The sequence below is a fragment of the Sphingomonas sp. GW821-FHT10C01 genome (genome assembly GCF_059415525.1).
In genome coordinates this window covers 338,536-360,864 of the sequence record NZ_JBWKNK010000003.1, presented here as the reverse complement: position 1 = coordinate 360,864, position 22,329 = coordinate 338,536, and the positions used below count along the sequence as shown (strand labels likewise).

Annotated in this window: 17 protein-coding genes; 8 read left to right on the top strand and 9 right to left on the bottom strand. The window is 65.9% G+C overall.

Annotated features, from left to right (window positions below; genetic code table 11):
* Positions 1 to 4 precede the first annotated feature (4 nt).
* The 4 genes from AC07M1_RS15665 (at position 5) to AC07M1_RS15650 (ending at position 4,284) form a co-directional block, all read left to right on the top strand.
* Positions 5 to 559 (top strand): peroxiredoxin, encoded by a 555-nt coding sequence (locus AC07M1_RS15665; protein ID WP_495163552.1) that lies wholly within the window; start codon positions 5 to 7, stop codon positions 557 to 559.
* Positions 560 to 763: 204 nt separating this feature from the next.
* Positions 764 to 1,708: a GGDEF domain-containing protein gene (locus AC07M1_RS15660; protein ID WP_495163551.1), complete on the top strand. Its 945-nt coding sequence runs from the start codon at positions 764 to 766 to the stop codon at positions 1,706 to 1,708.
* A 660-nt stretch (positions 1,709 to 2,368) separates the two neighbouring features.
* Positions 2,369 to 3,370: a threonine aldolase family protein gene (locus AC07M1_RS15655; RefSeq protein ID WP_495163550.1), complete on the top strand. Its 1,002-nt coding sequence runs from the start codon at positions 2,369 to 2,371 to the stop codon at positions 3,368 to 3,370.
* Between the two features lie 35 nt (positions 3,371 to 3,405).
* On the top strand, positions 3,406 to 4,284 hold the full coding sequence (locus tag AC07M1_RS15650) for a DMT family transporter (RefSeq protein ID WP_495163549.1): 879 nt from the start codon (positions 3,406 to 3,408) through the stop codon (positions 4,282 to 4,284).
* Here the strand turns inward: AC07M1_RS15650 and AC07M1_RS15645 are convergent.
* Together AC07M1_RS15645 and AC07M1_RS15640 are read right to left on the bottom strand one after the other, a co-directional pair.
* Positions 4,194 to 5,018 (bottom strand): Rossmann-fold NAD(P)-binding domain-containing protein, encoded by an 825-nt coding sequence (locus AC07M1_RS15645; RefSeq protein ID WP_495163548.1) that lies wholly within the window; start codon positions 5,016 to 5,018, stop codon positions 4,194 to 4,196. The two genes, AC07M1_RS15650 and AC07M1_RS15645, sit on opposite strands and share 91 nt — an antisense overlap.
* A 31-nt stretch (positions 5,019 to 5,049) precedes the next feature.
* Positions 5,050 to 6,732 carry a M28 family metallopeptidase gene (locus AC07M1_RS15640; RefSeq protein WP_495163547.1) on the bottom strand — a complete coding sequence of 561 codons (1,683 nt, stop codon included), beginning with the start codon at positions 6,730 to 6,732 and terminating at the stop codon, positions 5,050 to 5,052.
* 110 nt (positions 6,733 to 6,842) lie between these two features.
* On the opposite strand from AC07M1_RS15640, the gene pepN reads away from it, so the two are divergent.
* Positions 6,843 to 9,425: an aminopeptidase N gene (gene pepN / locus AC07M1_RS15635; RefSeq protein WP_495163546.1), complete on the top strand. Its 2,583-nt coding sequence runs from the start codon at positions 6,843 to 6,845 to the stop codon at positions 9,423 to 9,425.
* Positions 9,426 to 9,562: 137 nt separating this feature from the next.
* On the opposite strand, the gene AC07M1_RS15630 is transcribed toward pepN, so the two are convergent.
* Positions 9,563 to 11,185 (bottom strand): alkaline phosphatase D family protein, encoded by a 1,623-nt coding sequence (locus AC07M1_RS15630; RefSeq protein WP_495163545.1) that lies wholly within the window; start codon positions 11,183 to 11,185, stop codon positions 9,563 to 9,565.
* 108 nt (positions 11,186 to 11,293) lie between these two features.
* Here AC07M1_RS15630 and AC07M1_RS15625 point away from each other — a divergent pair, with 108 nt between their 5' ends.
* A complete protein-coding gene (locus AC07M1_RS15625) occupies positions 11,294 to 12,952 on the top strand; it encodes a DUF8614 domain-containing protein (protein ID WP_495163544.1) in 1,659 nt (552 codons plus the stop codon).
* 218 nt (positions 12,953 to 13,170) lie between these two features.
* Entirely contained in the window at positions 13,171 to 14,622 is a 1,452-nt protein-coding gene (locus tag AC07M1_RS15620) for a glycosyltransferase family 39 protein (RefSeq protein ID WP_495163543.1), read from the top strand.
* Here the strand turns inward: AC07M1_RS15620 and AC07M1_RS15615 are convergent.
* Genes AC07M1_RS15615 through AC07M1_RS15605 form a run of 3 tightly spaced genes read right to left on the bottom strand, consistent with a single transcriptional unit; the run spans position 14,612 to position 17,286 of the window.
* Positions 14,612 to 15,820 (bottom strand): glycosyltransferase, encoded by a 1,209-nt coding sequence (locus tag AC07M1_RS15615; protein ID WP_495163542.1) that lies wholly within the window; start codon positions 15,818 to 15,820, stop codon positions 14,612 to 14,614. The genes AC07M1_RS15620 and AC07M1_RS15615 overlap by 11 nt on opposite strands.
* 6 nt (positions 15,821 to 15,826) lie before the next feature.
* Positions 15,827 to 16,360, bottom strand: coding sequence for a DUF2141 domain-containing protein (locus AC07M1_RS15610; RefSeq protein WP_495163541.1), 534 nt, complete (start codon positions 16,358 to 16,360; stop codon positions 15,827 to 15,829).
* Entirely contained in the window at positions 16,357 to 17,286 is a 930-nt protein-coding gene (locus AC07M1_RS15605; RefSeq protein ID WP_495163540.1) for a hypothetical protein, read from the bottom strand. The genes AC07M1_RS15610 and AC07M1_RS15605 overlap by 4 nt, the downstream gene beginning before the upstream one ends.
* 171 nt (positions 17,287 to 17,457) lie before the next feature.
* Between AC07M1_RS15605 and AC07M1_RS15600 the strand changes: the two genes are divergently transcribed.
* On the top strand, positions 17,458 to 18,549 hold the full coding sequence (locus AC07M1_RS15600; protein ID WP_495163539.1) for a glycosyltransferase: 1,092 nt from the start codon (positions 17,458 to 17,460) through the stop codon (positions 18,547 to 18,549).
* On the opposite strand, the gene AC07M1_RS15595 is transcribed toward AC07M1_RS15600, so the two are convergent.
* The 3 genes from AC07M1_RS15595 to AC07M1_RS15585 are packed head-to-tail and all read right to left on the bottom strand — an operon-like array spanning position 18,534 to position 22,323.
* Positions 18,534 to 20,567 (bottom strand): TonB-dependent receptor, encoded by a 2,034-nt coding sequence (locus AC07M1_RS15595; RefSeq protein WP_495163538.1) that lies wholly within the window; start codon positions 20,565 to 20,567, stop codon positions 18,534 to 18,536. The genes AC07M1_RS15600 and AC07M1_RS15595 overlap by 16 nt on opposite strands.
* Positions 20,564 to 21,190 carry a maleylacetoacetate isomerase gene (gene maiA, locus AC07M1_RS15590; RefSeq protein ID WP_495163537.1) on the bottom strand — a complete coding sequence of 209 codons (627 nt, stop codon included), beginning with the start codon at positions 21,188 to 21,190 and terminating at the stop codon, positions 20,564 to 20,566. The genes AC07M1_RS15595 and maiA overlap by 4 nt, the downstream gene beginning before the upstream one ends.
* The gene (locus tag AC07M1_RS15585) at positions 21,187 to 22,323 is read right to left on the bottom strand and encodes an AI-2E family transporter (RefSeq protein ID WP_495163536.1); all 1,137 of its coding nucleotides are present in this window, start codon (positions 22,321 to 22,323) and stop codon (positions 21,187 to 21,189) included. The genes maiA and AC07M1_RS15585 overlap by 4 nt, the downstream gene beginning before the upstream one ends.
* Positions 22,324 to 22,329 lie beyond the last annotated feature (6 nt).

Sequence of the window (22,329 nt, the reverse complement as noted above, 5' to 3'; positions counted from 1 at the left end):
TAAGATGCGCATGACGATCGTTGCCGCCCTCGCCCTGATGACCGCTGCCTCCGCCGCGGTACCCGCCGCCGCGCAGATCGCGACCGGTGCCGCCGCGCCCGATTTCACCACCCAGGGCGCGCTTGCGGGCAAGGAGTTCACGCTCAACCTCAAGAAGCAGCTCAAGAAGGGCCCGGTCGTCCTCTATTTCTACCCGATGTCGTTCACCCCGGGTTGCAGCGCCGAGGCGCAGGCCTTCGCCGCCGCGACGCCCGAGTTCAAGGCTGCGGGCGCGACCGTGATCGGCATGGCCGCCGACCCGATCGACAAGCTCAAGGATTTTTCGACCAAGGATTGCGCGAGCAAGTTCGCGGTGGCGCAGGCGACCCCTGCGATCATCGACGGCTATGACGTGGCGTTGAAGCGCAACGGCACGAAGACCGCGATGACCAGCCGTACCAGCTTCGTCATCACCCCCGACGGCAAGGTGATCTACGCTCATAGCGAGATGAGCCCCGCGCCGCATATCCGCAATACGCTGGCGGCGGTGAAGGAATGGCACGCCAAGCAGCGTAAATAATATGCTTATTACGGGTGTAACGATTTCACTGGATTTTAGCAGTTAGCGCCTAGAGAGCGGTCATCAGAGTGCGTTTGCGGGCGCGTGTAAGGAGCGCCCCGATAAGCGTGGGGATTGGATTCTATGACGGTGGCGAGGGCCGCTGAAGCCACAGGGGCGGATGACCCGGCCTGGCAGCTTTATGAGCGTATCAGTACATTTCTGTTGAATCAGCGGTTGGAGCCGGATCCGGCGAACTTCGCGTTCGCCTGGCATCTGCTTCATGATCCGGCCGGTCCGCTCGCGCGAGCGGTGGCGGCGCTGACGGATGGCGGGGTGCGTCTGACGAAGCGCGATGTCGAATCGCTGGGCGTCGAAACGCCCGCGAACGCGCGGAGCGTCCGTGAGAAGGCTGACGGGCTTGTCGCCCGGACGCAGATGCAGGTCGAAGGCTTCCAGGACATGGTCCAGGCGATGCACGACGAGACGGTGGGCTTCGGCCGCGATCTCGCGGCCAGTGCCGACGCCATCCGCCGTTATGGTCGGGGGGGTGAGGGTGCGATGTTCGACGACCTGTCGCGCGTCACCGCGACGATGCTTGAACGCGTCCATAGCGCTGAATCGCGGCTCGAGAATGCGACGCGAGAGGCGACCGAACTGCGCGACAAGCTGGAGGAGGCGCGCGACAATGCCCGCCGCGACCCGCTGACCGAATTGCCCAATCGCCGGGCGTTCGAAGAGTCCTATGCCGAACTGGTGGCCGGGGGCGAGCGCTTGTGCGTCGCGATCTGCGACGTCGACCATTTCAAGACGGTCAACGACCGGTTCGGCCATGCCGTGGGGGATCGGGTGCTCAAGACCATCGCCGAAACGCTCAAGGAAAGCTGCAAGGGGCATTACGTCACGCGCTATGGCGGTGAGGAATTCGCGATCCTGTTTCCGGGCACCAGCCTTGAGGGCGCGCGAGTCACGCTGGACAATGCCCGCGCGACCGTCGCCGCGAAACGCTATCGCCTGCGTGAGACCGACGCGCCGCTTGGCGAGATCACCTTCTCCGCGGGCCTGACGCTCGTCAGCAAGGGGGAGCCGCTTGCCAACAGCATCGGCCGTGCCGACCGGCTGCTCTATGCCGCCAAGAATGACGGACGGAACTGCGTCCACGCCGGCTAGGTTGCGGATTTCGCCCCTTATGATTGGGAAATTTCACCACATAACTTGGTGAAAAATCCGAACAAGATTGGCAACAAAATAATAAATCCTTGTATTTCAATAGTTTATTGAAACTGGCACGGACCCTGCAATTCTCCTGGCATCTCGCCGAACGGTTCGGCGGAATGACAAAAGGGAATGAAATCATGGCCATCCGTTTCGAAGACTTCAGCCGCTACGCTTTCTCGCTCCTCGGTGCCGCCGCTTTCACCGCGGTCCTGATCGCCAACACCGTCGGCATGGGTCCGGTCGCCTGACCGGCCCACACAGAACAGGGAGCAAGACCATGACACGCCACGTCCTCGCCACTTTCGTCTCCTTCGGCATCACCGCCGTGACGATCTTCACCACCACCGCCGTGCCGGGCTCGGGCATCATCGCCTGAGCCCCGCAGGCCCGGGGTGCGACACCGCCTCGGGAGTTTCGGGACGCGAACCATCGCCGTCGCCGTCCCCCCTCGAAACAGCCGATCCTCCCTCAGGGTTCGAGGATCGCCAGGCGACCCTCTTCACATGGGCAAAGCCCGCCAGCCGCGCGATGACGACGCGATCGTCAAACGCGTGCGCCCGTCGTTCGACGGACGACCGTTGACGGCATGAATCGCCGGGCGCATGTGGCCGCATGCGTTTTTTCTCCGACAATACCGCGCCCGCCAGTCCCCAGGTGCTTGCGGCACTGACGGCGGCGAATGTGCAGGACATCGCCTATGATGGCGACGCGCTCAGCCAGTCGCTCGACTCGCGCTTTTCCGAATTGTTCGAAACCGAGGTCGCGGTGCTGTGGCTGCCCACCGGCACCGCCGCCAATTGCCTCGCGCTCGCGTCGCTCTGCCCGCCCTATGGCGGGGTGGTCTGCCACCGCGAGGCGCATATCCAGGCGGACGAGGCGGGCGCGCCCGAATTCTTCACCCACGGCGCCAAGCTGCTGCTGGCTGAGGGCGACGGCGCGAAGCTGACCCCCGATGCGATCCGCGCGGTGATCGACCGGATCAAGCCCGGCGTCCATTGGACCCAGCCGCATGCGATCTCGATCACCAACGCCACTGAATATGGGCTGGTCTATACCCCTGAGGAGACCGCGGCGATCGGCGCGCTCGCCAAGGAACGCGGTCTTGGCTTCCATGTCGATGGCGCGCGCTTCGCCAATGCGCTGGTGCATCTGGACTGTTCGCCCGCCGACCTCACCTGGCGTGCCGGGGCCGATGCGCTGAGCTTCGGTTTCATCAAGAATGGCGGCATGGGCGCGGAAGCGCTCGTCTATTTCCGCCCTGATCTCGCCGACGCCGCGCGCGTCCGCCGCAAGCGCGCCGGACATCTTCAGTCCAAGGGCAAGTATCTCGCGGCACAACTCCACGCGATGCTCGACGATGCGCTCTGGCTGCGCAATGCGCGTGCCGCCAATGCCGGGGCCGCGCTGCTTGGTCAGGCGGCGGAAGGGCGCCTGGCGCATCCGGTCGAGTCCAATGCCGTGTTCCTGAAGGTAACGCCCGCCGAGGCCGCGACGCTGCGCGCGCAGGGTTTCGATTTCTACGACTGGTCACCCGGTGTGGTGCGGCTGGTCGTTTCCTGGGATCAGGGGGAGGCGGCGGTCCGGCCGCTGGCCGAAGCGATTCTCAGGCTGTGATCGGCACGCGGACGCCCAATTCCGCTCGGTTATCGGTGTTGCTGCCCTTTGCGGCGGTGACGCTGATCTGGGGATCGACCTGGATCGTCATCACCGGACAGCTGGGCGTGGTCCCGCCGACCTGGTCTGTCACCTATCGTTTCCTGATCGCCGGTGTCGCGATGCTCGGCTGGGCCATATTCACGCGGCAGTCGCTGCGGCTTGACCGGCGCGGCGTCGTGTTCGCCGCGCTGATGGGCGCCTTCCAATTCGCGCTCAATTTCAACTTCGTCTACCGCGCGGAGATGCATGTCACCTCCGGGCTGGTCGCGGTGGTGTTCGCGCTGCTCTTGATTCCCAATGCGGTGTTTTCGCGCATCTTCCTGGGCCAGCGTATGGGGCGGCAGCTCATCATCGGATCGCTGATCGCGATGGCTGGCGTCGGGCTATTGTTCCTGCATGAACTTCGCCGCGATCCGATGGCGAGCGGCGAGATCTGGCTCGGTATCGGCCTCACCTGCCTCGGTGTCCTGTCGGCCTCGACCGCCAATGTCATGCAGGCGACCGATACGGCGAAGCGCTATCCGATGGCGACGATGCTCGGCTGGTCGATGCTGATCGGCGCGTCGATGGATGCTGCCTTCGCGTGGAGCACCGTCGGCCCGCCGGTGTTCGACACGCGGTTCAACTATGTCGCCGGCGTCCTCTATCTCGGCATCTTCGGCTCGGCGATTTCCTTCCCCCTCTACTTCACGGTCCTACGCAAGATCGGTCCCGCCAAAGCGGCTTATTCGAGCGTCATCATCCCGGTGCTGGCGATGCTGCTCTCGACGCTGTTCGAGGGTTATCGCTGGTCGCTGCTTGCCGCCGGTGGCGCGTTGCTCGCGGGGGCCGGACTGGTGCTGGCGTTGAGGGCGCGCAGGCCCAACCGGTAGTCGGGATAAGCGGGCCGCCAGCCCAGCGCCCGCTTCGCCTTGCCGTTCGCGACGCGGCGATTCTCCGAATAGAAGGCGCGCGCAGCGGGTGACAGGTTCGCTTCCGCCAGCGGCACGAGCGGCGGCACCGGCAACCCCAGCAGCCGGCAGCCGAAAGCGATGACGTCGCTTTGCGGCGCGGGTTCGTCGTCGGCGAGGTTGTAGGCGCCTGCCGGTGCGTCGAAGCCGGCGATCACCCCCCCGGCGATATCGTCGACATGCACGCGGCTGAATACCTGCCCTGGCACGTCGATCCGCCGCGCCTCGCCGTTGCGGATCCGGTCGAGCGGCGAGCGGCCGGGACCGTAGATACCGGGCAGCCGGAACACGCGAGCGCCCAGCGCGAGCCAGGCCGCATCGGCCACGGCGCGCGCGCTGCGCCGCCCGGTCCCGGTCGGCGCGCTTTCGTCGACCCACGCTCCACCGGTGTCGCCATAGACCCCGGTCGAGGAGAGATAGCCGAGCCACGCGCCGGTCGCGGCCATCGCGTCGCCATAGGAGGCCAGCACCGGGTCACCCTCGCCCGGTGGTACCGATGAGAGGATATGCGTCGCCTGTGCGATCTCGAACCGCACGCGATCCGCGTCAGCGAAGGCGATATCGCCGGAGCGCCCGGTCGCCGCAATCCGCGCACCCGGCAGCCGCGCGGCGATCGCCGACGCGGTGTAGCCTAGGCCGAAGACAAGCAGGCGCATCTAGCTCCTCCCCCAGCGGGAGAGGATCACGTCACTTCGCGCCATATCCGCTGTACAGCACGCCGAAGAAATCGCCCTTGTTCCATGCCGGGCGCGCATCGGCGTCGGCGATCTCGCGCGCGATGGCGTAATTGGCCTCGATGAAGCGGACGCCCTGATCCCATTTGATCTCGGGGTTGGTGATCTCGTCCGACGGACGGTGATAGCGGGTGGCGAGGAAGCGGTTGAACGCCTCGCCGCCCACACCCGCCATGCCCGGCCACAGGAAGACCGAGGGGATGCCCTGCTGGACGAAGCGATAATGGTCGGAGCGGACGAAAAAGCCTTGCTCGGGCATCGGGTCCTTGCCGACGCCTACGCCAACTCCGGCGGTCGCGCGTGCGACGATCGGACCGAGCGTCGAGCGTGCCGCGCCGAACGCGATCATGTCCTCGAACTTGTAGGTGATCACCGGCATGTCGAGATTGACGTTGGCGACCAGATTCGCCTTGGGCACGGTCGGGTTGTGCGCGAAATAGTCGGCGCCGATCAGCCCCTTTTCCTCGGCGGTGACCGCCAGGAACATGATCGAGCGACGCGGCGGCTTGCCCGACGCCTGGAAGCGCTTCGCCTCCTCGATCAGCGAGGCGATGCCCATGGCATTGTCCATCGCGCCGTTATGGATCGTGTCGCCCTTCGCATCCGCCTTGCCGACCCCGACATGGTCGAGATGTGCGGAGAGCACCACAACCTGATCCTTGAGCTTGGGATCGCTGCCGGGGAGGATCCCGGCGACATTGCTGCTGGTCACCGTCTTGCGTTCGGTCTTGAGCGCGGCGGCGAGTGTTGCGCTGCTGGCGAAGGGGGCGACCGCCGTCTTGCCCGCTTCGACCGCCTTCGTTGCGGCAGCCCAGCCCTTGTCGGCGCCGAACAGCTTGGCGGCGCCCTTGACGCTGAGTGAGGCGATGGTCGGCGTGCCCTTGGCGGGCAGGTGGCCGTTGCCCTGGGCATCGGCCCAGGTCATCCGCCATTCGTCCCACGCTTCGGAGAGGCGGCTGAACGGGCGTACCTTTGCCGAACTCGGGCTTTCGAGCACGATGACGCCGACCGCGCCCTTGCCGGCCGCGATCGCCGCCTTGTTGGCGTTGCTGCCGAAATGGGCGCGCTCCTCGCCATCGAAGCCGCCGGGTGCGCCGGAGAAGATCGCGACGATCTTCCCCTTCACATCCACGCCGTTGTAATCGTCGCGCTTATATTGCGGCGCGACGATGCCATAGCCCGCGAACACCACGCCCGCATCGATCACCGTGCTGAGCTTTTCGGGGTTGCCGCCTGGGATGTAATCCTCGCCAAAGACGAGGTTGACCGGCGCGGCGCCGGCGCGCGTCACGGTCAGCGTGCCCTTGTCGGCGGGGCGGAAGCTGAGCAGCGGAACGGGCTGGAGATAGCTGCCGTCCACGCCCGCGGGCCTGAGTCCGGCGGCATAGAATTGCGCGGCGACATATTGCGCGGCGATTTCATACTCGTTGGTGCCCGCATCGCGCCCCTTCATCGCGTCCGACGCCAGAAACATGACATGCGACTTCATCGCCGCCTGATCGGCCGGAAGCGTCGCGTTGACAAAGGCGTTGGTTTCGGCGGCGCTCGGCGCCTTGGTCGTGTCGGTCGCCGCTTCTTGCGCGGCGAGCGGGAAAGCAAGGCTGATGAGAGCGAGCGTGAGCGTCGGACGCAGCATTTACGGTCTTCCGATTGAACAAAGGATGGGTTGAGGCGTAGCATTAGAACTATACACCGCAACGAAATTTCGTGGTGCCACTCAGTCGGCACCACCTATAGGCTTGTCCCATGATCGACGCTCTCGCCTCCGCCCCACACGTCATCCGCCGCGAAGACTATCGCGCGCCCGACTGGCAGGTGCCGGAAATCGCGCTCGACTTCGACCTGGACCCGGCGGCGACGCGGGTAACGGCGGTGCTGAATGTCGAGCGGAACGGCGAACATGACCGCCCGCTGCGGCTCGACGGCGATGGCCTGGCGCCGCTTTCGGTCAAGGTCGATGGTGCGGACGCCGCCTATGAGATGGACGGCCCGACGCTGGTGATCGCGCTGCCCGGCGACGCGCATGTCGTCGAGACTCGGGTCGAGATCGCACCAGAGCGCAATACCCAGCTGATGGGTCTCTACGCCTCGGGCGGGAACCTGTGCACCCAGTGCGAGGCCGAGGGATTCCGCCGCATCACCTTCTTCCCCGACCGGCCCGATGTCCTGAGCAAATACCGGGTGAAGATGACTGCCGACAGGACGCGCTTCCCGGTCCTGCTCGCCAATGGCGACCCGGTGACGTCGGGCGAGGCGGCTGACGGCAAGCATTGGGCGGAGTGGCACGATCCCTTCCCCAAGCCCTGTTACCTCTTCGCACTGGTCGCCGGTGACCTTGCCGCCAATCGCGGCACCTTCACCACCTTGTCGGGGCGCGAGGTTCAGCTCGGCATCTGGGTGCGCGAGAAGGACCTGCCCAAGACCGACCATGCGCTTCATGCCTTGAAGCTCAGCATGGCGTGGGACGAGAAACTCTATGGCCGCGAGTACGACCTTGACGTGTTCAACATCGTCGCGGTCGACGATTTCAACTTCGGCGCGATGGAGAATAAGGGGCTGAACATCTTCAACAGCCGCTACATCCTCGCCGACCCCGATACCGCCACCGATTACGACTATGACGCGGTCGCCGCGGTGGTCGCGCACGAATATTTCCACAACTGGTCGGGCAATCGCGTCACCTGTCGCGACTGGTTCCAGCTCTCGCTGAAAGAAGGCTTCACCGTTTTCCGCGACCAGAGCTTCTCGGCCGATCAGGGCAGCGCAGCGGTCAAGCGGATCGAGGATGTGCGCGGGCTGCGCGCGGCGCAGTTCCCCGAGGATTCGGGGCCGCTGGCGCATCCGGTTCGCCCCGACGAATATCTCGAGATTTCGAACTTCTACACCGCGACCATCTACAACAAGGGCGCCGAGGTCATCCGGATGATGGCCACGATCCTGGGCCCGCAGAAGTTCCGCGCGGGGACGGACCTCTATTTCCAGCGCTTCGACGGCACCGCCGCGACCTGCGAGGATTTCGTCGCGTGCATGGAAGAGGCAAGCGGAAGCGATCTTGGCCAGTTCCGCCTCTGGTATTCGCAAGCCGGCACGCCACGCGTCAGTGCAACGCTGGAGCATGAGGGTGGCCGCGCGCGCGTGACGATCCGTCAGACCGTGCCGCCGACCCCCGGCCAGCCCGACAAGGCGCCGATGGTGCTCCCGCTCAAGCTGCGCCTGTTCGGCGGCGAGAGTGCCAAGCCGGTCGCGCCCGAGCAGCTGGTACTGCTGTCCGACGCCGAAGCCGAGATCGCGTTCGAGGGCGTTGCCGAGCGCCCGGTGCTGTCGATCAACCGCGGTTTCTCCGCACCGGTGATCGTCGACACCAACCGCAGCGCCGCCGATCTCGCCTTCCTCTCGGCGCACGACGACGATCCGTTCGCGCGGTACGAGGCGATGCAGCAGCTGATGCTCGACACGCTGGTCGCGGCGGTGACCCAGGGCCGTGCTGATCACGCCCCAGTGATCGAGGCGGTGGCCAACACGCTCGCCGACCCGGCGCTTGACCGCGCGTTCGTTGCCGAAGCCGTGCTGCTGCCATCGGACAGCTTCATCGGCGACCAGTTGCCGGTGGTCGATCCCGAGCTGATCTTCCAGAAGCGCGAGGCGCTGCGTCGTGATCTCGGCAAGGCGCTTGAGCAGCAATGGCGCGACGCGCATGACGCGGTGAAGGCCAACCGCTTCGAATACAGCCCTGCGGGCAAGGGCGCGCGACGGCTGCGCACGGTGTCGCTCGGCTATATCAACGCCAGCGGCGCGGCGGACGGCCCCGATCTCGCCTTCGGCCAGTTCGAAGGCGCGGACAACATGACCGATCGCCAGGGTGCGCTGATGACCCTGGTCAACAGCAAGTCGGACAAGCGCATCGCAGCGCTCGACATCTTCTACAACCGCTATGCCGACAACGCGCTGGTACTCGACAAATGGTTTCAGACCCAGGCGCTGGCGACCCGTGAGGATACGGCGGAAGCGGTCGAGGAGCTGGCGAAGCATCGCGACTTCACGCTGGCCAACCCCAACCGCGCGCGCGCGTTGGTCGGCGCGTTCGCCATCAACCAGCGCGCCTTCCATTCGGGCGATGGGCGCGGCTATCGCTTCGTCGCCGACCAGCTGATCGCGCTCGACAAATTGAACCCGCAGACCGCCGCCAAGCTCATTCCGCCGCTCGGCCGCTGGAAGCGTTTCGACGAGACGCGCGCGGGGAAGATGCGCGCCGAACTCGCGCGTATCCTCGCCACGCCGGGCCTGTCGAAGGACATGATCGAACAGGTGGCGAAGAGCCTCGAGGGCTGACCCGCTCCCGTTGCGGGGGCTTGCAATGTTGGATCCAGCTTGCGAGCGACCATGCGCTCTTTCGCATTGTCGATCCTGATGTCCTCGCGCGCGCGTAGGGGCGTGACATTTGAGACCTTTGGGTATCCAGCTACCCGTCAGGCCATCACGTTGCGGCCCCGGCGCACCGTTGCGGTGTGGCCGATGCTGGCGGCGGGGGTACGGGTCCGCACGGTGTCGGCGAAGAGCCAGTCGTTGCGTACCGTGTCTGGCGTCAGCGTCAGCGCCATGTAGCCGCGGCGCGAGGTATCGCACCATTTGAGCTCGCTATTGGTCTCGACCAGCGCGCGGGCGATGACCTTGGGATCGGCGGCGGTTGAGCCTTCGTAGCCGGGTGAGGTCACCGCATGGCCGGCGAACTCGACGCCGGCCGGTCTGCCGTCCTGCGCCAGGTCATAGGCCCAGGCATTGTGGCTGTCCCCGGCGATCACGACGAGATTGGCGTTGGCCGCCTGTGCGGATTTGAGGAAGCGCGCCCGCGCCGCAGGATAGCCGCCCCAATTGTCGAGGTTCGAGGGAAGACCGAGTGAAGCAAGCGTGACGCCCGCCTTTACATAACGTTTCGCGATCTCGGCGGCGTCGGGCTTGAGCCATTCCATCGCCTGTTTCGGCGCCACCTGCTTGCCCATGATCGTGCCGAACCCGGTCACCTGCCAGCGCGTGCCCGCCTTGACCGATCGCTTGAGCTCGGCGGCCATCCACGCTTCCTGCTGCCAGCCCATCATCGTCATCGCCGGATCCTGCCATGCGCCGTCGCGGAACGCCTTGAGCGCCGCGACCGGATCGTCCGCCATCAGGAACGGCGCGGCGCTATATGGCTTCGTTCGGCCCAGCAGCCGGGTTTCGGTGCGGAACAGGGTGGCGAGCGTGCCGATCTCATAGGTCTTCCACGGCTCGTCGGAGACCGGCATCCACTCACGCCACGCCTGCAGCGCGGCGGCGCGGCGCACGCTCCAGTCGCCTTCCTTGTCGGGCGAGTGATTCTGCGCGCCGCCTTCCCAGCTGTCGTTAGCGGATTCGTGATCGTCCATCTGGATCACCATCGCCTTGGCGGCATGCAGCGCCTGTAGGTCGGGATCGGTACGATAGCTGGCGTAGCGCAGGCGATAGTCGGCGAGGTGGATGATCTCGGTTGGGGGCAGCGGCAGGCGATTGTCGATCACCTGATCCATCGCCGGATAGGTGCCGTGCACATATTCGTAGAGATAGTCGCCCAGATGCACGGCAAGGTCGATGTCGTCGCGCGCGGCCGCATGGGCGTAGGCGTTGAAATAGCCGAAGCCCATGTTCGAGCAGGAGAAGATCGCCATGCCGAAGCGTGCGGCATTGCCCTGAGGGAGCGTGCGAGTGCGGCCGACCGGCGACTTGCTGCCGTCGGGTCCGATGAAGCGATAGTGATAGCGGGTGCCAGGCTTGAGGCCCGTGACCGTGATCTTGGTGGTCCAATCGCGCCATGGGCCGGTGATCGCCTGTCCCCCCGCGACGATCCTGGCGAAGTCCGGAGTCTCCGAAACCTCGACCTTGAGCTTCGCCGAGTCGCCCTTGCCGACATAGCGGGTCCACAGCAGCATCGAGTCCGGTCCCGGCTCACCGCTCGCCACCGAATGGGTGAAGCCGTCGACGATCCAGTTCGGACCCTGCGCGAAACCGGGGATGGCATAGGCGCCCAGCCCCAGCGTGCCGGTGAGGATCAAGGAACGGCGATCGATACGGATGGTCATGGCTGGTCTCCCTCCCGGCGTCCCTGGCCCGCGCATGTGGCTGGTTCGTGACAGTCGATCCTGACAGGTTTAGAGCGGGCGGCAACCGACTGGTTTCCGGAGATACCGATGCGCAAAACCGCCCTTGCCGCGCTGCTTCTCGCCACCGCCGCCTGCAACCAGAGCCCGACCGCGGGCAATGACGCGACGGCTGTCGCCGACAGCTACGATCTTGCCGCTCAAAAGGCGAAACTCGCGACGATCGAGATGAAGGCCGACACCAGCTTCCTCACGGACGAGGAGCGGCAGGTGGTCAATCTGCTGATCCAGGCGTCGGACATCATGTCGACCATCTATCGCGCCCAGCGCGATTCGAACTGGCGGGCGACGCGTGCCGGACTCGAGAAGCGGGGCGATGCGGCCACGCTGGAAATGTACGATCGCAATTTCGGCCCATGGGACGAGCTGGCCGATCTGCACCCGTTCGGCGGCGGCGCGAAGATGCCGGAAGGGGCCGGTTTCTATCCCACCGACCTGACGCGCGAAGAGTTCGAAGCCTATCTGTCGAAAAATCCGGGTGAGAAGCTTGCGCTCAACAGCCCCTACACTGTCGTCGTTCGCGATGGCGCGAAGCTGAAGGCGATCCCCTATTCGGTCGCCTACAAGGCCGAGCTGACGCAGGCCGCCAAGCTGCTCGATCAGGCCGCGGCAATCACCACCAACGCCAGCCTCAAGAAATTCCTGACGCTGCGGGCCAAGGCGTTCCTGACCGACAATTATTTCGAGTCCGAGCTTGCCTGGATGGACCTGGAGGGCACCCCGATCGAGGTCGCGATCGGGCCGTACGAGGTCTATACCGACCGGCTGCTCGGCCAGAAGACCGCGTTTGAAAGCTTCGTGACGCTCAAGGACCCGGCCGAGTCCGCCGCGCTCGCCAAGTACAAACGCTATCTGCGCGACATGGAGGCCAACCTACCGGTTGCCGCCAAGTACAAGAATTTCCAGCGCGGCTTCGAAAGCCCGATCGCGGTGGCCGAACAGATCCGCGGCGGCGGCGACAATGTGCCGGGCGTCCAGACCATCGCCTTCAACCTGCCCAATGACGAACGCGTGCGTGAGGCGAAGGGCGCCAAGAAGGTGATCCTCTCCAACGTGCTCGGCGCCAAGTATGAGCGCATCCTCGCCCCGATGGCGCCGTTGGTGCTGGTGCCCGATCAGGCGAGCTTGGTGTCCAGAAAGTACATGCAGCTCGAAACCCTGTTCCATGAGCTGTCGCACAGCCTGGGGCCGGGCACGATCGTCGTGAACGGGCAGAAGACCACGGTAAGCGAGGCGCTCAAGGATCAGGCCGGCGGTCTGGAGGAAGCCAAGGCCGATGTCATGGGCGCCTGGAACATCCTGTTCATGATGCAGAAGGGCGAGCTGCCCACGGCCGAGAAGTCACGGCTCTTCGCCACCTACCTCACTGGTACCTTCCGCGCGATGCGCTTCGGGATCGAGGAGGCGCACGGCAAGGGCGCGGCGATGCAGTTCGGCTACCTCAAGGCCAAGGGCGCGTTTGCCTGGGACGCCAAGGCCGGGCGCTACCGCATCGACGATGCGCGGTTCGAGCTCGGCCTGCGCGACCTGCTGCGCGACATGATCGTGCTTCAGGGCAATGGCGACTATGCCGGCGTCAAGACGTTCATGGCGAAATGGGCGGTGCTCGATGACAATGCGCGCGGCGTTATCGCGTCGATGAAGGCGATCCCGGTCGATATTCAGCCGGTCTATCCGTCTAAACTATGATCTTCGCGACCGCGACCGACGGGCGTGAGCGCTTGCCAATGCCGTGCCTATGGGGAATGGCCGGGCCGCTTTCGGCTTAGCGCGGCGCGCGGAACGGCGACACCGGTTCGAGAAAGGTGAATATGACAGTTAGCGAATCCGGCGGGGGCCGGCCGGCTTCCGAACCCCGCGCCGGCGCGCTTGGACGTTCGGACTATCTTATTGCGGCGGGGCTGCTGGTGCTTGCGGTTGCCGTGCGCTTCATCACCTTCGGCAACCCGGCGCTTGGTTTCGACGAGCAATTCTACCTTCTCGTCGGTGACCGGATGCTGCGCGGGGAGCTTCCCTATGTCGATATCTTCGACCGCAAGCCGATCGGGATCTTTCTGATCTATGCCGGTGCCCGCCTGCTCGGGGGAGAAGGGTTCGTCGAGTATAAGCTCGTGGCGACGCTGTTCGTCGTCGCCACGGCGGTACTGATCTATGTCATGGCGCGCCGCCATGCGGGTCGGACCGGCGCGGGATTGGCCGCCGCACTCTATATTCTGTGGCTGAACTTCATGGAGGGCGAAGGCGGGCAGACGCCGGTCTTCTACAATCTGCTGGTGCTTGCCGCCGCCGCGCGGCTGTTCGCGGCCGCGCGAACGCCGGAACGGCTGTTGTTGAACGGCGGCATCGCGATGCTGCTCATCGGCACCGCGATCCAGATCAAATACACGGTCGTGTTTGAAGGCATGTTCTTCGGCTGCGCCTTTCTGTGGCTCGCCTTTCGGGCGCGGATGGGGTGGGGTCGGATCGTGGCATTCGGCGCGGGAATGGTTGCGTTGGCGCTGCTCCCGACATTGCTCGCGATGCTCTATTACTGGTCGGTCGGGCATCTTGCCGAATTCATCTTCTGCAACTTCGTTTCCATCTTCGGGCAGGGCAAAGGGGCCCCGCTGAACCAGGTCGGCAAGCTGTTCGAGGTGAGCGCTATCTTCCTGCCCTTCGGTCTGATCGCTCTGGTCGGTCGTCATGCGCTGCGCGGGCAAGCGCGCGGACCGGAGCGCACGTTGCTGCGGGTCTGGCTGCTCGTCGCCCTTGCGGGGGTCCTGATCTACTGGCGCTTCAACAGCCCGCATTATGCGCTGCCGCTGCTGCCTCCGCTCTGCTTGCTGCTCGCACCCGCGCTTGATGCGAAGCGGCGACTGGGCGCCGGCATTGCCTTGGTGGCGCTGGTTGCCGGGCAGGCTGTGCAATGGCACCTTATCACGCTGAAGGGCGGGAACGCGGAAATGCGTGCCGTTGCCGCCGCGGCGATCCCGCGGAATGGCTGCATCTTCATCTATAACGGCTATCCCGGCCTCTATATGATGACCGGTTCGTGCCTGCCTTCGCGTTGGTCGTTCCCCGGCCATGTCAACGCGGAGGACGAGAACAACGCCTGGGCGTTGGGCGTGGACCCGCTCGAAGAGACCCGGAGAATCCTCGCCAATCGTCCGGAGGCGATTGTCGAGACCTTTCCGGCGTTCGCGTTCGGCAATCGCCCGACCCGGTCGCTGCTGCACCAGGTGCTGCGCGCGGAATATGACCCGGTGCTATGTGTTCGTAATGGCCGGGGCCGTACGCGCGTCGTGTATCGGCGCAAGGACGATCCTTGGCCCCGGCACATCGATCAATGCCCGCAGGAGGTTTTCGCCGTCACCCCGTGATGCCGAACGTGGCGGCGGCGTGCTCGCCGGCGCGCGCTCGGCCTGACCTCAGTGTTTCGTAGAGCGCGATCAACGATTCGGCATGATCGCAATCGGACAGGACATGGCCGGCGGCGTGGCGCGCGGCCGCGCGCAATATCGCCGGCTCGCGCGCGAACAGGCGCCGGATCGCCGCCGCGCCGGATCGCGAATCGCCGCCGCGATAGGTCTCGGCGAACAGCGGGTCGGCCACCTCGGCGCAGCCGCCGTCGTTGGGCACGATCAGCGGCAGACCCGACGCCAGCGCTTCACTTGCGACCAGCCCGAACGGTTCCTGGTCCGAACCATGGATGAGCGCGTCAGCGCTGGCCATGATGCGGGAAAACCGCTCGCGATCGTAGATCGGGCGGAACAGGCGGATATGTTGGTTCCCCGCGATCTGACGCTCGAGCGCCGATCGCTGCGGGCCGTCGCCCAACAGCATCAGACCGACGGGAAGCTGACCCCCGGCGCGTTCGACGGCGTCGATCACCACTGGCCAGCGCTTTTCCTTGTGGTGCCGGCCGAGACCGATCAGCAAATGCCCTTCGGGCGGCAGCCCGAGCTGCGCCAGCATCGATGCCCGCAGTTCCTCGTCGCGCAGAACTGGGGAGAAATGGTTGCGGTCGATCCCGAGCGGCATCGCCGCATCGACATGGATACCGCGGCGGCGGTAGCGCTTGGCCAGCGCCGGGCCGTTGGTCACGAACGCGTCAAAGCCCTTGAGGAACTTGTTCATGTAGCGCGTGTACCAGCCGAAGATCTGTTCGATCCGGTCCGGGCTGGCAAAGGGCGCCAGCCAGCGCTGGGGATAGGCGCCGATATTGTCGTTGTGGGCGAAGAAGACCTTCAGCGCATCGCCACGCCACCGGCCCAGGAACCAGGCGGGGCGCCACGGCGAACTGGTCTCGACCACGTCGGGCTTGAGTGCGTCGAGCAAGCGCAGGACTGGCCCGGCATCGCGAAACAGCCAGTAGTTGCGATCGACGATCAACGGCGGCGATTTGACCCAGTAGATGCGTCCGCCATCGGGCCGGTCCTCGATCCGGTCCTCATGGAACGGGGCGATCACGATCAGCTCGTGGCCCAGCTCCGCCATGATCCGCATCTTGCGGTCCAGATAGGTGCGGACCCCGCCCCCGGTCGGCGAATAATATTCGTTGACGTCGACGATGCGCATATGCGGTCAGCTGTCTAACGGCGCGAAGCCGGACAGGCCTCGCAGATATTGCATCTTGATCGTCACGGTCGTGATGCCGTGACCGACATTGATGGTGCCATCCCCCACTTTCGGGCGGCTGCGGCCGAGCTTGCGATTGCTCGGCAGACCGCCGCCGTCTTTCCAGAAGTTGAACTTGTTCTTCCCGTCGCGATCATGCGTCAGGAACAGCGCATAGCGACCGGGACGCGGTGCCTTGATGCACAATATGACGTTGCCCGCGCGTGGCGTCTCGGCGAAGCTGCGATGGAACAGCTTGCCTTCGCGAACCAGCGCATGGTCGTCCTTGAGGAAATCCTCTTCGGTCGCCGGGTATAGCTCAAGCTTGAGCCGCCCGATGCGGTCCTTGAGACCGACCACATTGACCCGAATCGCGGTTTCATTGCCCTGGATGCAGGCTTGGGCATCTTCACCCACCACCGTCTGCGCCGCGGCGCCCGGCGCAACGACCAGCGCGATCGCGCAAAGCGGAACTCCGAAAGCGAAGACGACGGGTCTCATAGATCCTTCCTAACAAAGCTCAGAACGGCAAAGCCGATGATCAACACCGCATGCATCAGCAAGGTTGCCGCCGCGACCAGCGCCATCAGTTGCGACAGGGCCTCGCCCTGGCCGATCATTATGATCGCGAAATTGGCGAAAAGAAGGTCCTTGTTGGGGACCAGCGGCAGGCGCGACACCAGCATGCGGGCCACCGAAAGCAGCAACCACATCACGATCGAGACTTCCGGCATCGCGAAGTGCCAGACGAGCGCGAGCAGTACCGACGCGGTCACGATGCGCAGCGTATGCATGCCGAACACCCACCACAGAACGCGCCGTGGCAGCGAAAAGACGCGCTTGGAAAAGATCAGGAAGGGTAGCGACATGGCGATGATGACGCCGAACGAAATCAGCCCGGTCTTGTACTGGGCGGGGGTCAGCAGATCGCCGACCAGCGGCAGCGCGATCGCCATCAGGGCCAGTGTCGTGGCGTTGCCCGAGATCGCCGACAGGATCGATACGTCCTTCACCGCACCGAACGGCGCCGCCACCATCTGGGTACGCTGGCGGGCCCAGGTGTAGAAATAGGCCTCGCCGGAATAGCCTAGCACGACGTCGTTCGCGATGCGCTTCTTGTTCAGCGCGATCATCCCGCTCCACGGGATTCCCCAGAGTCGGCGGAAGATCGCGAAATCGAAGGCCGGTGGCGCGAGGTAGCATAGCAGGAAGACGAGGTAGAAGGTCAGGTTGGCGGGCGCGGCGCTCGACAGGCCGGTCAGCCCGTTCTTGAGAAGCTCGTTGCCGACCCCTACGATCATCAGCAAGGAAAGCGCCGCGCCGAGCCAGGTGGGCCAGCGGCGCTTGATCTTGGAGATCGGTTCGGGGCCAGCTAGGCCAGCGACGCCATGTTGCGCTGCGGAGCCGGTCAGGGTAGTCGTATTCAAGGATTGCGCTCCCTGCGGTTCTACATAAGCCAATCTGGCATCCTTCTCCGCAGCGACTTCAATTTACGGCATGCCAAAACGCGCCTGACATTCTAACCCCGGGGCCAGTCGCACTAGAATGCGGTTTCATCGCGGGGCGATTTGGGCTTTAACAAGGCAATCCGCAAGTCCATGCCCGATCGCAGCCCGCCAGCATCCCACATCCTCAGCTTCGCCCAGACGTTGAAAGGGGGCGGGGTGGAGCGCGCGTTGATGCGTATGGCGGCCGGCTGGGAACAGGCCGGACGACGGGTCACGCTCGTGATCGGCGATGCGAGTGGCGCGCTCGCGCATGAGCTGCCGCCCAACGTCGTGCTGCATGAACTTGGCGATGCGAGATACCGGGCGATGTTCGGCCTCGCCGATATCGTACGGGAAGTTCGCCCCGACGTGATCTTCTGCCCCGGCAACCACTACACCGCCGCGGCGTTCTGGCTGCATCGCAGATTGGGCAAGTCCTGCCCGCCGATGGCGGCACAGGTATCGAACTCGCTCGTGCGATCGGATCTGCTTCGCGCCGTCAGCTGGGGATATGGCGCGTGGCTGCGCATGCATCCCGGATTTCTGGACGCGCTGGTCGCGATGACGCCCGCCATGGCCAAGGAAACGGTTGAGCAGATGCGGATCGCGCCGTCGCGGGTCCACGTCATTGCCAACCCCCCAACCCTGCCAATCCCGGGCGCGCCCTTGCCACCGATGCCCGACGGGCGCTTCATTCTCGGTGTGGGTCGGCTCGCCCCGCAGAAGCGCTGGGATCGGTTGATCGCCGCGATGCCAAGGCTTCATGATCCCGACATTCACCTGCTGATCCTTGGCGAAGGTGGGGAGCGCGCGTCTCTGGAACGGCTGGTGGAACGATTGGGCCTTCAAGGGCGCGTATCGATGCCCGGTCACGCGCCCGACCCGCTGCCCGCGATCGAGCGCGCGGCGGTGATGGTGCTGACGTCCGAATTCGAAGGTGTGCCGGGGGTGCTGCGCGAAGCGATCGCACTCGGCACGCCGGCCGTCGCCACCGATTCGAGCATCGCGATTCCCGAACTGATCGATTCCGCCGCGCGCGGCACCGTCATACCGCCGGGTGATCGCGCGCGGCTGGTCAGCGCGCTCAATTACTGGCTGACGCCCGGCCGCCAGCGCCCTGAGCCAAAGGTGGAAACCGGGCCGGATCCGGTTCGGGCCTATCTCGACCTGTTCGACGATCTTGTGGCTCAGCGAACCCGGTAGCTTAGGCCGATCCAGAGCGTGCGCGGCGTCGCGCGCTCGACGATGCCGTTGCCGGTGATCGCGGCCTCGACACGGGCGTCGGTCAGATTCTCGCCCCGCGCCTCGACAGCCAGCCTGGCAGTGACCGGGATCGCGATCCGCGCGTCGAAGGTCACGGCGTCCGCCAGCACCCTCGTATTCTGGTCGTCCTCGAATTGCGGGCCGATATAGCGAGCGGTAAACGAGACCGACGCTCGGTCGCGCGTCCAGCCGAGACTTGCCGATCCCTGATGTCGGGCAGTCTGAGCGGGCCGCCTCCCGTCCAACACGATCGCGGTTCCCGACGCTTCGACATCGGCGTCGGTGAACGCCCAGGACGCGCTGGCGCGCCAGGGGCCGGATCGCCAGCGCAGATCGACCTCCGCCCCCCTCGCGACGATCGCGTCGAGGTTGAGCCGCTGGCGATAGGCGCCGCCCGCCGCGACGAAGCCGACGCCGGGGAAACTGCCGGGCCCCGTGCCCAGCGTGACATTGCCGATCGCGCCGCGGATGCGGTTCCAATAGCCGGTGGCGCTGAATGTCAGCGTCGAGGTCGGCGTCAGGTCGATCCCCGCTTCCACACCCGTCAGCCGCTCTGGGTCGAGCAGCGGGTTGGCGGCGGTCGCGTCGGTCCCGGCGCGGAATGGGCGGTAGAGTTCGTTGAGTGTCGGGAGGCGCCATCCGCTATAGACGGCGCTGCGGATCGAAACCCCAGTCGTGAGTTTCACCGCCGCGCCGATGCGGCCGCTCGCTTCCCATCCGTCACGGTCGGCGAAGCGCGTATCGGTGAGCGCAGCGCCAGCCGCCAGCGGCGCCTCGAACAGCGAACCACGGGCGATGGTCCAGCGATCGGCCCGCCCGCCCGCGCTTAGCGTCAGCGGCCCGCGCTCGAGGCTGAGGTCCGCGAACAGCCCGCCGGTCAGCGTCTCGCCGCCCGCGCTGCGTCGTCGCGTCGGCTTGCCCGCGACATAGGTGTAGAGTTCCCGCGTGCGCCCTGATGTATGGCGCAGATCGCCGCCCAGGCGTAGCGTGGCGCCACCGCCGATCGGCGGCTCGATCTCCAGCCGTGCACCCATGCCGGTCGCCGGGACATGCTGGTCGAGCGTGGGTGAGGCGGTCGCCCGGCCCGCGCCGATGCTGGCGAAGCCGCTCGAAAAATCGCGATGCTGGAGATAGGCGAGCGCCGACCAGCGCCAGCGTCCGCGCCCGACCATGCGCACGCTGGCGTCGGCGCCCTGGCTGGTCATCGGCGTGAAATCGGTGCCACGATCGCGTTCGTCGGTGAAGCCCGACAGGTTCGCCTGCAGCTCCACGTTCTCGCCGACCGGAAACACGGATCGCAGGGCAAGGCTGGCCTGTCGATAGGGTGCGGCACGATCGGCCGGGCCACGATTCTCTTCGACGATCGGAACGAAGCCGTCCCCGCGGGCGAACTGCCCCGTGACGGTCAGTGATCCGCTACCCAGCTTCGCGCCGCCGGTCGCCACCAGATCGATTGAGTCGCGGCTGCCGTAGAAGCCGGTCAGCGCCAGCGGACCAAGCGTCGCGGCGTCGGCGCTGGTCAGCTCGATCGTCCCAGCCATTGCGCCCGCGCCATGATAGCCGCTGCCCCCGCCACGCGTGATCCGCACCGACGCCAGCCGCTCGGGCAGATAGGCGGGGAAGGGCACCCAGCCGCCGAACGGGTCAGCCTGGGGGACGCCGTCGAGCAGCAGCAGCGCCCGGCTCGACGCATTGCCGCCCAGCCCGCGCAGGGTGATTCCCTGTGCCGTCGGATGGGCCGAACGCGAATCGGCGCGGCGGAATTGCGCGGCGCCCGCGACATCGCGCAGCACATCCTCGAATCGCCCGCTCGCGCTTTCGGTCAGCCGTTCGCGATCGATCTCTGCAACCGCATAGGCGGCTTCACCCGGCGGCGCGTCAAGTCCACGCCCGGTTACGACGATCTCTTGAGCGATGGCGGGCAGGGGAAGAAGGAGCAGCCCGAGAGCCGCCTTCATTCGGGCTTGGCCCGGTCCGGATGCGCGGCGGCGAAGGGGGCGAGCGCGGACGCGGCGGCATCGGCCGCGACCAGCTTGGGATAGGCGTCGAGCGGCAGTTCGAACCGGCGCGCATTGTACATCTGCGGTACCAGCAGCACGTCGCTCACGTCCGGCGCGTCGCCGCCCAGGAAAGGGCCGTTCCCGGCCATGGCTTCCAGCGCCGCGAATCCCTCCGCGATCCAGTGGCGATACCATTCCGCCTTGGCCGCCTCGTCCGCGCCGAACTGGGTCTCGAGGCGCTTGAGGATGCGCAAATTGTTTACCGGATGGGTGTCCGCCGCGATCAGCAGCGCACGCGCCATCGCGTCGGCGCGGTCGAGCGGATCGGCGGGGATGAGCCGCGGCTCGGCATAGGTGGCGTCGAGCCATTCGATGATCGCGAGGCTCTGGGTCAGGATGCGTCCGTTCCCAATGTCGAGCGCGGGCACAAAGCCCTGCGGATTGCGCGCGATATGTTCGGGCGAGCGCTGATCGCCCTTGACCAGATGCACCTCGCGGCGCTCGGCCTCGACGCCCTTGAGGTTGAGCGCGATCCGCACGCGATAGGCGGCGGACGAACGGAAATAGTCGTAGAGGATCATGCGGATTTCCGGGGAACGGCGCGGCGCGCGCGCGGCCTTGGGGGTGGCGGGGCGGGGTCCGGCTCGGGTTCGGCGCCGATCCCGGCGGCGATCGCCTGTTCCGATTTGCGCTCGAGCGCGACCTTGATCATCGCCACGATCGGGTCGGCCAGCGCCAGGCCCAGGAAACCGAACAAGGTGCTGGCCAGGATCTGCGACGAGACGGTGAGCGCCGGCGGCATGTCGACCGTATGCTTGGCGACCAGCGGCAGCAGCACATAGCCGTCAAAGGTCTGCACCCCGAAATAGATCGCGATCGCCCAGAGACCCTGCTCAGGGCCTGCGCTGAAGCCGACGGCGACCATCAGCACGCCCGAGATAAACGCGCCGATATTGGGGATGAAGGCGAGAATGCCGGTGAGGATGCCCAGCAGCAGTGCCATCGGCACGCCCGCGAGCGACAGGAGTATCCAGGTGAGCGCCCCCTCGAAGATCATGCCAAGGATGCGTCCGGCGAGCAGCACGCGCATCGTCCGCGCCATGCGCGCCAGTGTGATCGCGAACTGGTCGCGCGTCGCCATCGGGACCATCCACTGCAGCCCGCGCTCGTAGATGCGCGGCTCCATCGCGACGAACAGTCCGATGACGAGGACGAGGAAGAAGCTGCCGATCGCACCGATCGCGCCGCCGATGAACGAGGTCACCCGACCGACCGACCCGAGCGCCTGCTGGGCGAGCCCGGTGAGGTCCGACGCCGCCGGCATGATGCCGAGCTCGGTCAGCCAGGCGCTGACGCGGTTCGCCTGCGCCTCCAGCGTCTGTCGCAGCTGTTCGGCTTGCGCGGCGATCTCGACCCCGGTGAGGTAAATCACCCCGCCGACAAAGGCGATGACCAGCAACACGACGATCGCCAGCGCGAAGCCGCGTGGGATCGGCAGGACCTTGCGGATCAGGCGCGTGCCGCCGTCGAGCATCGATGCGACGACCAGGCCGGCAAAGATCAGCAGCAGCGGCTGGATCAGCAGCACCACCAACGCCGTCGCGATCGCCAGGCCGAACCAGACCGATGCCCGGCGCAACTCGGCGCGCATCACCGGATCGCGCATCTCGTTGGGGCCGGGCTCGCGGATGACCGAGACGTTGTCCTTGCTCATGGCCGT